Below are 16,636 nucleotides of genomic sequence, written 5' to 3'. Positions count from 1 at the left end.
GCAAGATCAAACGGCAGATACGAAACAGAGCGTATCAAGAGTAGCCTGATCAATAGGAGATTGCGGGAGGGGCGGCATGATAGATGTCCGAACAGGACATCCCAAGCGATATGTTTTGCAAATTGTTTACTGCACAGCCTGCCGATTCCCGCGAACCGCAAGCCGACGGCGCTTTCCGAACCCCAAAATAAAGGCTACTACCGGACCAATCAACATACCCAAGAGAAACGCCAGAATAACCGGCACGGCAATGGACAGCTCGGGTGCAGTCCATCCGAAAAACACCAGCGTCACGGACTGCTGGTTTTCAAGCACGAATACTACCGTCGCCGATACGATCAGCAGGACGACTACGAAAAAGCTCAGACGTTTTAGATTTCTCATACAGCACCCACTCCCCCATACCGGCTATTGGAGTTCGTGCTCTTCCTCTTCGTTCACCCGGTCACGCAATTCTTTTCCAGGCTTGAAGTGAGGGACGAATTTCCCGTCGAGGCTGACGGATTGTCCAGTCTTGGGATTGCGACCGACGCGGGGCGCGCGGTAGTGCAAGGAGAAACTGCCAAAGCCCCGTATCTCGATACGGTCGCCAGTGGCAAGGCATTGCGACATCTGCTCAAGCATCGTCTTGATGGCCAGCTCCACATCTTTGGATGAGAGCAGTCCTTGATGGGTGACAATTCGTTCGATCAACTCCGACTTCGTCATATTTTTCCCTTCTTTTTCAAGCAGCTAGGTAAAGCGCTTTGAAGGTTTTAGCATGACCGGAAGATTTTGAACAGCCCATGTTTCGACTTATGTGAAAGCCGTTTCCAGGCAAGAGGCCATTATCGCGCCCAAGCCTCATGAACCGTGGCCTGGCGACCTTATGGCTCGCTGCGACGACTTAAGCTTCAGGACCCTGGGTTGCAGCCCGCAAAACCATCGCCCACAAAAAAGGGCGACCGAAGTCGCCCTTTTCAATGGTCAGACAGAACTCAGTTCTGCTTTTCCATTTGAGCACGCAGCAGGTCACCCAGAGTGGTAGGACCTGTGTTCTCAGCGGTGTCAGGCTTGCTACGCAGGCTCTGAATCGCTTCTTTCTCGTCTTCAACGTCTTTCGACTTGATGGACAAGCTGATCACGCGGCTCTTGCGGTCAACGCTGATGATCTTGGCTTCGATCTCTTCGCCTTCTTTCAGGACGTTACGCGCGTCTTCAACGCGGTCACGGCTGATTTCGGAGGCTTTGAGGGTAGCTTCGATGTCGTCGGCCAGAGTGATGATGGCGCCTTTGGCGTCAACTTCTTTAACGGTACCGCGAACGATAGCGCCTTTGTCATTGACAGTGACGTACTCGGAGAACGGATCGCTTTCCAGCTGCTTGATACCCAGCGAGATGCGCTCACGCTCTGGATCAACAGACAGGATCACGGTGTCGAGCTCGTCGCCCTTCTTGAAGCGACGTACGGCTTCTTCGCCCACTTCGTTCCAGGAGATGTCGGACAGGTGAACCAGACCGTCGATGCCGCCGTCCAGACCAATGAAGATACCGAAATCGGTGATCGACTTGATGGTGCCGGAGATCTTGTCGCCCTTGTTGAACTGGCCAGAGAAATCTTCCCATGGGTTAGATTTGCACTGCTTGATGCCCAGGGAGATACGACGACGCTCTTCGTCGATGTCCAGAACCATGACTTCCACTTCGTCGCCAACCTGAACGACTTTGGATGGGTGGATGTTCTTGTTGGTCCAGTCCATTTCGGAAACGTGTACCAGGCCTTCCACGCCTTCTTCCAGCTCCGCGAAGCAGCCGTAGTCGGTCAGGTTGGTAACACGCGCGGTGACGCGAGTGCCTTCCGGGTAACGAGCCTTGATAGCAACCCATGGGTCTTCGCCCAGTTGCTTCAGGCCCAGGGAAACACGATTGCGCTCGCGATCGTACTTCAGGACTTTTACATCGATCTCGTCGCCAACGTTGACGATTTCAGATGGATGCTTGATGCGCTTCCAGGCCATGTCGGTGATGTGCAGCAGGCCATCGACGCCACCCAGATCGACGAATGCGCCGTAATCGGTGAGGTTCTTGACGATACCTTTGACTTGCTGACCTTCCTGCAGGGATTCCAGCAGAGCTTCGCGCTCGGCGCTGTTCTCGGCTTCCAGGACGCTGCGGCGGGAAACGACAACGTTGTTGCGCTTCTGGTCCAGCTTGATGACCTTGAATTCCAGCTCTTTGCCTTCCAGGTGCGTGGTGTCGCGCACTGGACGGACGTCAACCAGAGAACCTGGCAGGAACGCACGGATGCCGTTAACGTCGACAGTGAAGCCGCCTTTAACCTTACCGTTGATAACGCCCTTGACCACTTCTTCAGCTGCGAAAGCCGCTTCCAGAACGATCCAGCACTCAGCACGCTTGGCTTTTTCGCGGGACAGTTTGGTTTCGCCAAAGCCGTCTTCGACCGCGTCCAGCGCAACGTGAACTTCGTCACCGACCTTGATGGTCAGCTCGCCAGCGTCGTTGTAGAACTGCTCGAGCGGGATGACGCCCTCGGACTTCAGGCCAGCGTGTACGGTAACCCAGTCGCCGTCGATGTCGACAACGATACCGGTGATGATTGCACCCGGCTGAAGATTGAGGGTCTTTAGGCTTTCTTCAAAGAGTTCTGCAAAGCTTTCGCTCATTTTAATTCCTGTTGATAAGGGCGAAGTAACCGCCCATCTGCCACGCTCCAGACAACGTGGGTTTCGTTCATATGAAAGAAAGCCTGCGGGACTTTGACTGGTCTCCCACATGGCTTCCTGGTCATCCAGCGAGATCGCGAAGCGCGACTTCACTCAGGATGCGTTCAAGCACCTGCTCGATGGACAATTCGGTGGAATCCAGCTGAATGGCGTCGTGCGCCGGCTTGAGCGGGGCTACCGCTCGCTGGGTGTCGCGCTCGTCGCGGACACGTATCTCATCTAGCAGACTCGACAGACTAACATCGTCACCCTTGGCCTTCAACTGCAAATATCGGCGACGGGCACGCTCTTCGGCGCTGGCGGTCAGAAAAACCTTCAGGGGCGCGGACGGAAAGACCACCGTGCCCATGTCCCGGCCGTCGGCGATCAGACCGGGAAACTCCTGGAATGCGCGCTGGCGCTGCAGCAATGCCTCACGCACCGCCGGCAACGATGCAACCTGCGAAGCGCCGCTGCCGATCTGCTCGTTGCGGATCGCCAGGGTCACATCCTCGCCTTCCAGAATGATGCGCTGACCATGGTCGTCGGTCGCCGCCTCGAACTGGACGTCCAGGTGCGCCGCCAGAAGTTTCAGTGCCTCTTCGTTGGTCAGATCGACGCCATGATTGCGGGCTGCAAATGCCAACAGACGGTACAACGCGCCGGAATCCAGCAAGCACCAACCCAGACGCTTGGCCAGCAGACCGGCTACCGTACCCTTCCCGGAACCGCTAGGTCCGTCGATCGTAATGACCGGAGCTTGAGCTTTCACGATTGCCCCTCTTGCGCTACACGAATACCCACCTGGGCACAAAGCACCAGGAAATTGGGGAAAGAAGTCGCGACGTTGGCGCAGTCCCGGATCCGGATCGGACCGGTAGCGCACAACGATGCGATGCTGAAAGCCATGGCGATGCGATGATCACCCTGACCATTGACCTCACCACCGCCGATGGTTCCGCCCTCAATGATGAGGCCATCGGCGGTGGGTTCAACCTTTATACCCAGCGTGGTCAGACCTTCGGCCATGACCTGGATGCGATCGGACTCCTTGACCCGCAACTCTTGAGCGCCACGCAACACGGTACGCCCTTGAGCACAGGCTGCGGCGACGAACAACACCGGAAACTCGTCGATCGCCAGCGGCACCAGCGCTTCGGGAATCTCGATACCACTGAGCTTCGCTGAACGCACGCGCAGATCGGCAACGGGTTCGCCGCCCACCTCCCGCGCATTCTGCAACGTAATGTCAGCCCCCATCAGGCGCAGGATGTCGATGACGCCGGTGCGAGTCGGGTTGATCCCGACGTGCTCCAGCAGCAGATCGGAGCCCGGCGCGATCGAGGCGGCCACGAGGAAGAAGGCGGCCGAAGAAATGTCGGCCGGCACTTCAATGCGGGTCGCTTGCAGCGTGCCGCCCGCCTGCACGCTGACTGCAGCTTCATTGACCGTGACCGGGTAACCGAAGCCACGCAGCATACGCTCAGTGTGGTCCCGCGTCGGCGCAGGTTCGGTCACCGTGGTGTCGCCCGCTGCGTAGAGTCCGGCGAGCAGCAGACAGGATTTGACCTGCGCGCTGGCCATCGGCATGTCGTAAGCGATGCCTTTGAGGGCCTTGCCGCCACGAATCGTCAGCGGCGGGCGGCCATCGGCGGCGGTCTCGATGACTGCGCCCATCTGCCGTAACGGTTCGGCCACACGCCCCATCGGCCGCTTGGACAAGGACGCATCGCCGGTCAGCACGCTATCGAAAGGCTGCGCAGCGAGCAGACCTGACAGCAGGCGCATGGATGTGCCGGAGTTGCCCAGATAAATCGGACCCGGCGCAGGTTTCAGGCCATTGAGGCCTACGCCATGAATGGTCAGTCGGCCATGATGCGGCCCTTCGATGACCACGCCCATGTCCCGAAACGCCTGCAGCGTCGCCAGCGCGTCCTCCCCTTCGAGGAAGCCTTCGACTTCGGTGACGCCTTGCGCCAGCGAGCCGAGCATGATCGAGCGATGGGAAATCGACTTGTCGCCTGGTACCCGGATTTGCCCGTTCACGCTGCCGCCCGGTTGGGCAACGAACGTCATATCCTCCGCTGCGGCCTTTTCGACGTAGGCACGCCGCGCGAGGATCTTGCCGAAATGCTCGCGCGCCACGCGCGCCCGGGTGAAAACGCCCAGCAGTTGATGGCCGTCACCCGCGTCCACGGCGTCGCGCAGGGCGTCGAGGTCGCTGCGGAAGGTGTCGAGCGTACGCAGCACCGCTTCGCGATTGGCGAGAAAGATGTCATGCCACATCACCGGATCGCTGCCGGCAATCCGGGTGAAATCGCGAAAACCGCCCGCTGCATAGCGGAAAATGTCCAGATTCTCGTTGCGCTTGGCCAGCGAATCCACCAGCCCGAACGCAAGCAGATGCGGGAGATGGCTGGTCGCCGCCAGCACTTCGTCGTGACGCTCGACCTGCATGTGCTCGACGTCGGCGCCCAGCGCGGACCACATACGGTCGACCAGCGCCAGCGCTGCCTGATCGGTTTCAGGCAGCGGCGTCAGAATCACTTTATGACGACGGAATAACTGGGCGTTGGAAGCCTCCACTCCGCTCTGTTCGGAACCGGCAATGGGATGCCCGGGGACGAAGCGCGCCGGCATGGCGCCGAACGCCTCGCGAGCGGCACGCACGACGTTGCCCTTGGCGCTGCCGACATCCGTCAGCACGGCGTCGCCCAGATCCAGCGTAGCCAGAACCCCGAGCAGTTTTTCCATCGCCAGAATCGGCACGGCCAGCTGAATGACATCGGCACCGACACAGGCAGCAGCAAGATTGTCTTCACAGCGGTCGACCACACCCAGTTCGACGGCCATTCTGCGCGACGGCGGGTCGAGATCGACGCCTACCACTTCGCGACACAGACCGCTCTCTTTCAGGCCTTTGGCGAACGATCCTCCGATCAGACCGAGGCCGACCACCACCAGGCGGCCGATTACAGGCGCGCCGGATTGCGCCGAGATGACATCAACCACGCGCCAGAACCTTGCTCAACGCCTCGAGAAAACGGCTGTTTTCAGCAGGCAGGCCGATGCTCACGCGCAAGTGATGAGGCATGCCATACCCTGCGATCGGACGCACGATCACGCCTTCGCGCAGCAGACCGTCGTACACCGGGGCGGCTTCGCGAGCGAGGTCGACCGCGATGAAGTTGGCTTTGGACGCGATCCAGTTCAGGCCCAGCTGACGCAGGCCCTCTTCCATCTGCTGCATGCCCGCCTCGTTCAACTGACGGCTTTGCGCAACATAGTCGGCGTCGTCCAGTGCAGCACACGCAGCGGCCAACGCCAGGCTGTTCACATTGAAGGGCTGGCGAACACGATTCAGTACATCAGCCACCACCGGCGAAGACAGCGCGTAACCGACCCGCAGCGACGCCAATCCATAGGCCTTGGAGAACGTGCGCGATACCAGCAGGTTCGGGTAATCCGCCAGGAAATTCAGGCCGTCCGGCAACTCGGCGCCTTCGGCGTATTCGATGTACGCCTCGTCCAGCACCACCAGAACGTCTTTCGGCACTTCAGCGAGGAAGGCCGCCAGCCCTTGGGGGCCGAACCAGGTGCCGGTCGGGTTGTTCGGGTTGGCAATGAAGACCACGCGCGTGTTGCTGTCGATGGCCGCGAGCATGGCTGGCAGGTCGTGCCCCCAGTCCTTGGCTTTCGCCACGCGCGCGTCGGCGCCCACTGCCTGGGTCACGATCGGGTAGATCGCGAAGGCGTGCTCGCTGAAGACTGCGTTCAATCCGGGAGCGAGGTAGGCACGGGCAACGATCTCGAGGATGTCGTTGGAGCCGTTGCCCAGCGTGACCTGATTCGGCGCGACGCCGCAGACTTGCGACAGGCGTATTTTCAGGTCGAAACCGTTGCCGTCGGGGTAGCGGGTCAGTTCTGCCAGGGCATCGCTGATCGCCCGCAGGGCCTTGGGGCTCGCGCCCATCGGGTTTTCATTACTGGCAAGCTTGATGATTCGAGCCGGATCGATATCCAGTTCACGGGCCAGTTCGTCCACCGGTTTGCCAGGGACGTATGGCGAAAGTTTTTGCACACCAGCCTGCGCCAGCGCGAGGAAGTCGCCGCTCATTTACCGCTTTACCTCTTTATGAAACTTCAGTCCTGCGAGTTCAGGTCGCTCTGAAAGCCGACCCACCGAAGGCGACTTGAAAAAAGTCGCCCCGGCACACGTCATGCTGTTTCAGGCCATGACCGTCAGAGAACCGCCTTCGGATAGGAACCCAGCACTTTGAGCGCCACGGCTTCCTGGCTGATCTGCTCCAGCACCGCCTTGATCAGCGGATCCCGGTGATGCCCTACGAAATCGATGAAGAACACGTAGGTCCATTTACCACTGCGCGAAGGCCGGGTCTCGATTCGGGTCAGGTCGATGCCATTTTCATGGAAAGGCACCAGCAGTTCATGCAACGCGCCGGGCTTGTTGCTCATCGAAACGATGATCGAGGTTTTGTCGTCCCCGGTCGGCGGCACTTCCTGATTGCCGATCATCAGGAAGCGCGTCGAGTTGTCCGGACGGTCCTCGATTTTCTCGGCGATACGGGTCAGGCCATACAGACCAGCGGCCATGTCGCCGGCAATGGCGGCAGAATTCCACTCGCCCTTGACGCGCTTCGCCGCCTCGGCATTGCTGGAAACAGCGACGCGCTCGACGTTGGGGTAATGCGCATCCAGCCACTTGCGGCATTGAGCCAGCGACTGTGCATGGGAATAGATGCGGCTGATGCTGTCGGTCTTGGTGTTCTCGCCGACCAGCAGGTGATGGTGAATACGCAGCTCGACTTCGCCGCAGATGACCATGTCGTGCTCGAGGAAGCTGTCCAGCGTGTGGTTGACCGCGCCTTCGGTGGAGTTTTCCACCGGCACCACGCCGAAGTTGACCGCACCCGCGGCCACTTCACGGAATACCTCGTCGATGGCCGCCATCGGTTTGCTGATCACCGCATGACCGAAATGCTTGAGCGCCGCGGCTTGGGTGAACGTGCCCTCAGGGCCCAGATAGGCAACCTTGAGCGGCTGCTCCAGCGCCAGGCAGGACGACATGATTTCGCGGAACAGACGCGCCATTTCTTCGTTGCTCAGCGGGCCGCGGTTACGCTCCATGACGCGCTTGAGCACCGCAGCTTCACGCTCCGGACGATAGAAAACGGGCTCCTCGCCTTCGGCCAGGTTGGCCATCTTGACCCGCGCCACTTCCTGCGCGCAGCGAGCGCGTTCGCTGATCAGCTCCAGAACCTTTTCGTCCAGGCTGTCGATGCGAACCCGCAGCGCCTTGAGCTCTTGTTCCGACATCAGCCGTGTTCCTTCTCGAATTCGGTCATGTAGGCCACCAGTGCTTCGACGGCTTCCAGACCCAGTGCGTTGTAGATCGAGGCACGCATGCCGCCGACCGAACGGTGGCCCTTGAGGTTGAGCAGGTCACGCGCCTCGGCGCCCGCGAGGAAGGCCTTGTCCAGACGCTCGTCAGCCAGACGGAACGGCACGTTCATCCACGAACGGGCGTTATGGCTGATCGGGTTGGTGTAGAACTCGCTGCCGTCGATGAAGCCGTACAGGCGCTCTTTCTTGGCGCGGTTGCGCTGCTCCATCGCCTCGACGCCGCCCTGCTCCTTGAGCCACTCGAACACCAGACCCGAGAGGTACCAGGAATAGGTCGCCGGCGTGTTGTACATGGAGCCGTTGTCGGCCGAAACCTTGTAGTTGAGCATGGTCGGGCAGCTGCTGCGCGCCTGACCGAGCAGGTCTTCGCGCACGATGACCACCACCAGGCCGCTCGGGCCGATGTTTTTCTGGGCACCGGCGTAAATCAGGCCGAACTGCGAGACATCGATCGGGCGCGAGAGAATGTCGGACGACATGTCGACCACCAGCGGGACGTCACCGGTCTGCGGCACCCAGTCGAACTGCAGGCCACCGATGGTCTCGTTGGAAGCGTAGTGAACGTACGCGGCATCTTTGGTCAGGTTCCACTCGTTCTGACCCGGAATGGCCAGGTAGTCGAACGGCTTGGCGCTGGCGGCGACGTTGACGTTGCCGAAACGACGAGCTTCCTCGATGGCCTTTTTCGACCAGATGCCGGTCTCGACGTAGTCAGCGGTGCCGTTTTCCGGCAGCAGGTTGAGCGGGATCTCCGCGAACTGCTGGCTGGCGCCGCCTTGCAGAAACAGGATTTTGTAATTGGAGGGAACGGACAGCAGCTCGCGCAGATCCTGCTCGGCCTTCTCGGCGATTGCCGTGTAATCGTCGCTGCGATGACTCATCTCCATCACTGACAAGCCCTTGCCGTGCCAATCCAGCATTTCGGCCTGGGCACGCTGCAGAACAGCATCAGGAAGCGCGGCAGGACCTGCGCAGAAGTTAAAGGCTCGCTTGCTCATATCCACTCTCGTCAGTAACGCGTTTAATTTGAAACGGGTGAAAGCGTTGCGGGGCGGGGTTGCGGCACGTCATGTAGACCGCATTCGTACGGATGCGGCCCAGATCGTCGTGACTCCGATTTTTCCTACAGGTTCGCCTGTACATCAACGTCATGTTCTGTAGGCGCAATCGGAGGTTCGACGGTCGCGATGCGGTGCGTCTGACACACCCACATCACGGCCACTCCAACCGGGGCCTGTCACCAGCCCCCCGCATTTACATCAGTCTTGCGATTCTTCTTCGTCGGCAGCGCCGTCGGCTTGCAGATCGCCGGCAGACTCATCGACATCCGCAAGGTCTGCGACCTCGCCGTCCACGATCTCGCCTTCGTACTCCTCGCCTTCCAGCACATCGCCTTCAACCTCGGACGGTTCCTGAACGCGCTCAAGACCGACCAGTTTCTCGTCCTTGGCCAGCTTGATCAGGGTGACGCCCTGAGTGTTGCGGCCCAGACTCGAGACTTCGTCGACGCGAGTACGAACCAGCGTGCCCTGATCGGAAATCAGCATGATTTCCTCACCGTCCTGCACCTGAACCGCGCCGACCAGACGGCCGTTACGCTCGTTGCTGACCATGGCGATAACGCCCTGACCGCCACGCTTGTACTCAGGGAATTCGGTGATGGCGGTGCGCTTGCCATAACCGCGCTCGGACGCAGTGAGGATCTCGCTGCCCTGCTCCGGAATCAGCATGGAAATCAGCTTCTGACCTTCTGGCAGACGCATGCCACGCACGCCGCGAGCGGTACGGCCCATGGCGCGTACTTCGGATTCCTTGAAGCGCGTGACCTTGCCGCCGTCGGAGAACAGCATGATTTCCTGCTCGCCGTCAGTGATCGCCGCGGAAATCAGGATGTCGCCTTCGTCCAGTTCCAGCGCGATCAGACCGACGCTGCGTTGACGGCTGAAGGCCACCAGCGGGGTCTTCTTGACGGTACCGTTGGCGGTCGACATGAAGATGAACGGTGCCTTCTTCTTGTCTGCGGCCTTGATACGCGCCTTGCGCTCTTCTTCGGTTTCGTTGCTGTTCTCGATGTCTTCGGCGTCGGTCTCGACACCTTCTGCCTCTTCCTCGTCAGCCCGCTTGCGCATGGCTTCCAGGTCGACCGGCAGCATGGTGGTGATGTATTCGCCTTCGCTCAACGGCAGCAGGTTGACCAGCGGACGACCACGGGCAGCGCGGGACGCTTCCGGAATCTCGTAGGTCTTGAGCCAGTAAACCTTGCCCTTGCTGGAGAACATCAACAGTGTGGTGTGGCTGTTGGCGACCAGCAGATGAGCGATGTAGTCCTCATCCTTGACGCCGGTCGCCGACTTGCCTTTGCCGCCGCGACGCTGAGCCTGATAGACGGCCAGCGGCTGAGTCTTGGCATAACCACCGTGAGAGATGGTCACGACGCGCTCTTCTTCCGGGATCATGTCGCCCAGCGTGAGGTCCAGACGCGCATCGAGAATTTCGGTGCGACGCACGTCGCCGTACTCGGCGCGGATCAGCTCCAGCTCTTCGCGGATGACTTCCATCAGGCGCGTGGAGCTGTTGAGGATGCGGATCAGCTCGCCGATCTGCGTCAGGATTTCCTGGTACTCGGTCAGCAGCTTTTCATGTTCCAGACCGGTCAGACGGTGCAGGCGCAGTTCCAGAATCGCCTGGGCCTGTTCCGGCGACAGGAAATACTTGCCGTCACGCAGGCCGTATTGCGGATCGAGGTTTTCCGGACGGGACGACTCGGCGCCTGCGCGCTCGACCATCTCCACCACGGCGCTCGATTCCCACGGCGTATTGATCAGGCCTTCCTTCGCTTCGGCCGGCGTCGGCGACGCCTTGATCAGCTCGATGACCGGGTCGATGTTCGACAGCGCGACGGCCTGGCCTTCGAGGATGTGGCCGCGCTCGCGGGCTTTGCGCAGTTCGAACACGGTGCGACGGGTGACGACTTCGCGGCGGTGACGGATGAAGGCTTCGAGCAGGTCCTTGAGGTTGAGGATCCGCGGACGGCCGTCGATCAACGCAACGATGTTGATGCCGAACACGCTTTGCAGCTGGGTCTGGGCGTAGAGGTTGTTGAGGATGACCTCAGGCACTTCGCCACGACGCAGCTCGATGACCACGCGCATACCGTCCTTGTCGGACTCATCGCGCAATTCAGTGATGCCTTCGAGCTTTTTCTCTTTGACCAGCTCGGCGATCTTCTCGATCAGACGCGCCTTGTTCAGCTGATACGGCAGCTCGGTGATGACGATCTGCTGGCGGCCGCCGACCTTGTCGATGTCCTCGACGATGGAGCGGGCGCGCATATAGATGCGGCCACGACCGGTCTTGTAGGCTTCGACGATACCGGCACGACCGTTGATGATGCCCGCTGTCGGGAAATCAGGGCCGGGGATGTACTGCATCAACTCGTCGACGGTCAGGTCGTTGTTGTCGATGAGGGCCAGGCAACCGTCGATGACTTCACCGAGGTTGTGCGGCGGAATGTTGGTCGCCATGCCGACGGCGATACCGCTGGAACCGTTGACCAGCAGGTTGGGAATCCGGGTCGGCATGACCGCCGGGATCTGCTCGGTGCCGTCGTAGTTGGGCACCCAGTCGACGGTTTCTTTGTGCAGGTCGGCCAGCAGCTCATGGGCCAGCTTGGTCATGCGCACTTCGGTGTATCGCATGGCCGCAGCGTTGTCGCCGTCCACCGAACCGAAGTTGCCCTGGCCGTCTACCAGCAGGTAACGCAGGGAAAAGGGTTGCGCCATACGCACGATGGTGTCGTAGACCGCGGTGTCACCATGCGGGTGATACTTACCGATGACGTCACCGACCACACGGGCGGATTTCTTGTACGGCTTGTTCCAGTCGTTACCCAGTTCGCTCATTGCGTACAGTACACGCCGGTGCACGGGCTTCAAGCCGTCGCGCGCATCGGGCAGAGCTCGTCCGACGATGACGCTCATCGCGTAGTCGAGGTAGGACTGCTTCAGCTCGTCTTCGATATTGACCGGGAGGATTTCTTTGGCCAGTTCGCCCATGAGAAGCCTGATTCCTTTTTCTGGTGAAACCTCGTTCAGCCATCCGGGATGAACGAAGCTCGCCGCCGCCGACAATTGCCAGGCGACGACTTACGACAAATCAGCGATTTATGCCTTGGATTTGCGCAGTAAAGAGGGCCGCAATGCGCCCCCTTGGAAACCGCCGGATGTTACCACAATCGCCGTCAGGCACGAAGCCTTTGAAGGCGCTGAAAACGAGCCATTTCGCCAGCAGACGCCTGAGACGCGCTTACAGGGCCCGATAGCGCCTTCGCAGCGCTCGCCATTACTTGAAAGCCAGCGATCAGTGCAAACGCTTGCGGCACATCAACTGCGCCATTTTCACCGTATCGGGCCGCTCGACGATGCCCTTTTCAGTGACGATCGCGTCGATCAGATCCGCCGGCGTGACGTCGAACACCGGGTTGAATGCGTCGACTTCGGCGCCAACACGCTGACCGCCGACCTCAAGCAGCTCTCGACCGTCGCGCTCCTCGATGGGGATGTCTTCGCCGCTGGGCAGGTTCATGTCGATGGTCGAACTGGGCGCAACCACCATGAAACGCACGCCGTGATGCATGGCCGCGACCGCAAGCTGGTACGTGCCGATCTTGTTCGCCACGTCGCCATTGGCAGTGATGCGATCGGCACCGACGATGACCCAGGTGATGCCTTTGGTCTTCATCAGGTGCGCGGCGGCCGAGTCTGCGTTCAGCGTGACCGGGATGCCTTCGTTGACCAGTTCCCAGGCGGTCAGCCGCGAGCCTTGCAGCCACGGGCGGGTTTCGTCGGCGTACACGCGCTCGATCATGCCTTCTATATGGGCAGCGCGAATCACGCCCAGCGCCGTGCCGAAGCCGCCGGTCGCCAGCGCGCCGGTGTTGCAGTGGGTCAGTACGGTCTGCAGATTGCCCTGATGCTTGCGGATCAGCTCGGCACCCAGCTGCGCCATGGTCAGGTTGGCCTCGCGATCGCTCAGGTGAATGGCGACGGCCTCGGCCTCCATCGCCTTACGCGGATCTTCGTGATCTTTGAGGCGATACAGACGCTCGCGCATGCGATTGAGCGCCCAGAACAGATTGACCGCCGTGGGCCGGGAGTTGGCCAACAGGTCGAAGTCCTCCTCCAGCGCCATCTGCCAGTCACCGCCTGCGGCCAGACGGTCGACCACCGCCAGCACAATGCCGTAGGCCGCGCTGATGCCGATGGCCGGCGCGCCGCGAACGACCATCGAACGGATCGCCTCGGCAACACCGGCGGCACTCTTATAGGGATGCCAGGTTTCCTCGAACGGCAGAATCCGCTGATCCAGCAGATACAGCGTGCCGTCCCGCCAATCGATGGCCTTCACTTTCTCCGCAGCCAGTAATCGATCGCGCATTGCACACCCCACATGATGAATTGTTGAAGACCTGAGGAACCGGTGCCCGCGCCACGTTCTCGGTGACAGTACCCTGACAACCGTGAGCACGCTCCTTTCCACAGGACTGCGGGCCAGGAATCAAATAGCCAGCAGCTGAAAAAGCCGCCGATTATAGCGAGCCGCCCGCCAAGACGCTCGGGTATACTTCGCCGTCCCTGTAATAAGCCATTGGATGCTCGCGCCATGCCTCAGTCCGCTGCCCCGCTCGACCTTCTTCTCCTGCCTGACTGGCTGGTACCGGTCGAACCCGCAGGCGTCGTGCTGCAACAGCACGGTATCGGCATCCGTGATGGCCTGATCGCTTATATCGGGCCCCGCGCCGAAGCACTGCGCCAGGATGCCCGGGAAGTGCGCGAGCTGCCCGGCATGCTGCTCAGCCCTGGCCTGATCAACGCCCATGGTCACGCCGCGATGACGTTGTTCCGCGGCCTGGCCGACGATCTGCCGCTGATGACCTGGCTGCAGGACCATATCTGGCCTGCCGAGGGCAAATGGGTCGATGAAGCCTTCGTGCGCGACGGCACCGACCTGGCCATTGCCGAGCAGTTGAAGGGCGGTATCACCTGTTTTTCCGATATGTATTTCTACCCGAAAGTCGCCTGCGAGCGCGTGCACAACAGTGGCATTCGGGCACAAATCACTGTGCCGGTGCTGGATTTCCCGATACCCGGCGCACGCAACACTGACGAAGCGCTGCACATCGGCGTCGAGCTGTTCAACGATCTGGCCCATCACGATCGCATCAGAATCGCCATGGGCCCGCATGCGCCCTACACCGTCAGCGATGAAAACCTGGAAAAGATCCGGGTGATCGCCGACGAACTGGACGCCATGATCCACATGCACGTGCACGAGACCGCCTTCGAAGTGCAGGAAGCCGTGCAGCAACGCGGCGAACGTCCACTGGCCCGGCTGCAACGCCTGGGTCTGCTGGGCCCGCGCTTTCAAGCCGTGCACATGACCCAGATCAACGATGAGGATCTGGCGATGCTGGTGGAGAGCAACTCCAGCGTGATCCATTGCCCTGAATCGAACCTCAAGCTGGCCAGTGGCTTCTGCCCGGTCGAGCGCTTGTGGCAGGCCGGCGTCAACGTAGCGGTGGGCACCGATGGCGCGGCCAGCAACAACGATCTGGACCTGCTCGGGGAGACCCGCACCGCCGCCCTGCTCGCCAAGGCCGTCGCGGGTTCAGCCACGGCGCTGGACGCTCACCGGGCCTTGCGCATGGCCACACTCAACGGTGCTCGCGCCATGGGTATCGACGATCACACCGGCTCGCTGCAGATCGGCAAGGCCGCCGACATCGTCGCCTTCGACCTGTCGGGGCTGGCGCAGCAGCCGATCTACGACCCGGTTTCGCAGCTCATCTACGCCACCGGCCGCGACTGTGTCAGCCACGTCTGGGTCGCGGGCAAACAGCTGCTCGCCGACAAGCGTCTGACGCGCATGGACGAAGAAGCGCTGACACGCACCGCCAAAGCCTGGGGCAATCGCATCGCCGCCAAGGGCTGACATTTCTGCAGTCACGGCCGCTGGCCGGGACCGAACATCGAATTCAAGTTTTAGAGGGATCACACATGAGCAACGTCGACCACGCCGAAATCGCAAAATTCGAAGCCCTGGCTCACCGCTGGTGGGATCGCAACAGTGAGTTCAAGCCGCTGCACGACATCAACCCGCTGCGGGTGAACTGGATTGACGAGCGCGTGAATCTGGCCGGCAAGAAAGTCCTGGACGTCGGCTGCGGCGGCGGCATTCTCAGCGAGGCCATGGCGTTGCGCGGCGCGACCGTGACCGGCATCGACATGGGCGAAGCGCCGCTGGCCGTGGCCCAGCTGCATCAGCTCGAATCCGGCGTAAGCGTGGAGTACCGGCAGATCACCGCCGAGGCGCTCGCCGAAGAAATGCCTGAGCAGTTCGATGTGGTGACGTGCCTGGAAATGCTCGAACACGTGCCGGACCCGTCGTCGGTCATCCGCGCCTGCTACAAAATGGTCAAACCGGGCGGCCAGGTGTTTTTCTCCACCATCAACCGCAATCCCAAGGCCTATCTGTTTGCCATCATCGGCGCCGAGTACATCATGAACCTGCTGCCGCGCGGCACTCATGACTTCAAGAAATTCATCCGTCCCTCCGAGCTGGGTGCCTGGAGCCGCAGCGCCGGGCTCGAGGTCAAGGACATCATCGGCCTGACCTACAACCCGCTGACCAAGCATTACAAACTGGCTTCGGACGTCGACGTCAATTACATGATCCAGACATTGCGGGGAGCCTGATTCATGCGCCTGAGAGCAGTTCTATTCGACATGGACGGCACGCTTCTCGACACCGCGCCTGACTTCATCGCGATCTGTCAGGCGATGCTTGCCGAGCGCGGCTTTCCGGCGGTGGAAGACAAACTGATCCGCGACGAGATTTCCGGCGGCGCCAAGGCCATGGTGTCGGCGACGTTCGCAATGCCGCCGAGCGAGCCTGAGTTCGAAGCGCTGCGCCTGGAGTTTCTCGAGCGTTACCAGAAGGATTGCGCGGTGCACAGCAAGCTCTTCGACGGCATGGCGGAGCTGTTGGCAGACATCGAGAAATCGAACCTGCTCTGGGGCGTGGTGACCAACAAGCCTGTGCGTTTCGCCCAGCCGATCATGGAACAGTTGAAGCTGGCCGAGCGTTCCGCGGTGCTCATCTGTCCGGATCACGTGACCAAGAGCAAGCCGGACCCCGAGCCCTTGCTGCTCGCTTGCAAGATGCTGGACCTGGACCCGGCCAGCGTGTTGTTCGTCGGCGACGACCTGCGCGACATCGAATCCGGGCGCGATGCCGGGACCAGGACGGCTGCCGTGCGCTACGGCTACATTCATCCCCACGACAACCCTGATCACTGGGGCGCTGATGTTGTAGTAGACCATCCGCTGGAGTTGCGGCGGGTGCTGGATAATGCGTTGTGCAGTTGCTGAGCCAAACGCGGCGTCTGTAGGAGCGCCCGCGATTGCGGTTTATTAGCCACATCGATGGTCAACCGTCCATCGCCTTCGCGG

The 16,636-nt window shown here is 60.8% G+C and carries 13 protein-coding genes; 3 read left to right on the top strand and 10 right to left on the bottom strand.

Annotation, left to right across the window (positions count from 1 at the left end):
* Positions 1 to 126 precede the first annotated feature (126 nt).
* From AAGQ88_RS07060 to mtnA, 10 genes are all read right to left on the bottom strand, one after another.
* Positions 127 to 384: a LapA family protein gene (locus AAGQ88_RS07060; RefSeq protein ID WP_093460657.1), complete on the bottom strand. Its 258-nt coding sequence runs from the start codon at positions 382 to 384 to the stop codon at positions 127 to 129.
* A gap of 24 nt (positions 385 to 408) precedes the next feature.
* On the bottom strand, positions 409 to 708 hold the full coding sequence (gene ihfB / locus AAGQ88_RS07055) for an integration host factor subunit beta (protein WP_037011901.1): 300 nt from the start codon (positions 706 to 708) through the stop codon (positions 409 to 411).
* 269 nt (positions 709 to 977) lie between these two features.
* Complete coding sequence (gene rpsA, locus AAGQ88_RS07050) at positions 978 to 2,663, bottom strand: 30S ribosomal protein S1 (RefSeq protein ID WP_093460660.1); 1,686 nt, start codon at positions 2,661 to 2,663, stop codon at positions 978 to 980.
* A 121-nt stretch (positions 2,664 to 2,784) separates the two neighbouring features.
* The gene (gene cmk, locus AAGQ88_RS07045; RefSeq protein ID WP_285425080.1) at positions 2,785 to 3,474 is read right to left on the bottom strand and encodes a (d)CMP kinase; all 690 of its coding nucleotides are present in this window, start codon (positions 3,472 to 3,474) and stop codon (positions 2,785 to 2,787) included.
* The gene (locus AAGQ88_RS07040) at positions 3,471 to 5,714 is read right to left on the bottom strand and encodes a bifunctional prephenate dehydrogenase/3-phosphoshikimate 1-carboxyvinyltransferase (protein ID WP_342654829.1); all 2,244 of its coding nucleotides are present in this window, start codon (positions 5,712 to 5,714) and stop codon (positions 3,471 to 3,473) included. Before AAGQ88_RS07040 ends, cmk begins: the two co-directional genes overlap by 4 nt.
* Positions 5,707 to 6,819, bottom strand: coding sequence for a histidinol-phosphate transaminase (gene hisC, locus AAGQ88_RS07035; RefSeq protein ID WP_342654828.1), 1,113 nt, complete (start codon positions 6,817 to 6,819; stop codon positions 5,707 to 5,709). The genes AAGQ88_RS07040 and hisC overlap by 8 nt, the downstream gene beginning before the upstream one ends.
* A 125-nt stretch (positions 6,820 to 6,944) precedes the next feature.
* Positions 6,945 to 8,039, bottom strand: coding sequence for a prephenate dehydratase (pheA, locus tag AAGQ88_RS07030; protein ID WP_285425082.1), 1,095 nt, complete (start codon positions 8,037 to 8,039; stop codon positions 6,945 to 6,947).
* Positions 8,039 to 9,124 (bottom strand): 3-phosphoserine/phosphohydroxythreonine transaminase, encoded by a 1,086-nt coding sequence (gene serC, locus AAGQ88_RS07025; protein WP_342654827.1) that lies wholly within the window; start codon positions 9,122 to 9,124, stop codon positions 8,039 to 8,041. Before serC ends, pheA begins: the two co-directional genes overlap by 1 nt.
* A 261-nt stretch (positions 9,125 to 9,385) precedes the next feature.
* The gene (gene gyrA / locus AAGQ88_RS07020; RefSeq protein ID WP_342654826.1) at positions 9,386 to 12,181 is read right to left on the bottom strand and encodes a DNA gyrase subunit A; all 2,796 of its coding nucleotides are present in this window, start codon (positions 12,179 to 12,181) and stop codon (positions 9,386 to 9,388) included.
* A gap of 304 nt (positions 12,182 to 12,485) precedes the next feature.
* Positions 12,486 to 13,562: an S-methyl-5-thioribose-1-phosphate isomerase gene (gene mtnA / locus AAGQ88_RS07015; RefSeq protein WP_342654825.1), complete on the bottom strand. Its 1,077-nt coding sequence runs from the start codon at positions 13,560 to 13,562 to the stop codon at positions 12,486 to 12,488.
* A 225-nt stretch (positions 13,563 to 13,787) separates the two neighbouring features.
* Between mtnA and AAGQ88_RS07010 the strand changes: the two genes are divergently transcribed.
* The 3 genes from AAGQ88_RS07010 to mupP all read left to right on the top strand — a co-directional run bounded on the left by AAGQ88_RS07010 (position 13,788) and on the right by mupP (position 16,555).
* The gene (locus AAGQ88_RS07010; RefSeq protein ID WP_342654824.1) at positions 13,788 to 15,116 is read left to right on the top strand and encodes a TRZ/ATZ family hydrolase; all 1,329 of its coding nucleotides are present in this window, start codon (positions 13,788 to 13,790) and stop codon (positions 15,114 to 15,116) included.
* Between the two features lie 65 nt (positions 15,117 to 15,181).
* Positions 15,182 to 15,880: a bifunctional 2-polyprenyl-6-hydroxyphenol methylase/3-demethylubiquinol 3-O-methyltransferase UbiG gene (gene ubiG, locus AAGQ88_RS07005; RefSeq protein WP_285425086.1), complete on the top strand. Its 699-nt coding sequence runs from the start codon at positions 15,182 to 15,184 to the stop codon at positions 15,878 to 15,880.
* Between the two features lie 3 nt (positions 15,881 to 15,883).
* On the top strand, positions 15,884 to 16,555 hold the full coding sequence (gene mupP / locus AAGQ88_RS07000) for an N-acetylmuramic acid 6-phosphate phosphatase MupP (protein WP_342654823.1): 672 nt from the start codon (positions 15,884 to 15,886) through the stop codon (positions 16,553 to 16,555).
* Positions 16,556 to 16,636 lie beyond the last annotated feature (81 nt).

Source organism: Pseudomonas sp. F3-2 (assembly GCF_038804275.1).
Classification (GTDB): Bacteria; Pseudomonadota; Gammaproteobacteria; order Pseudomonadales; family Pseudomonadaceae; genus Aquipseudomonas.
This window is presented reverse-complemented; position numbering and strand designations above follow the sequence as displayed.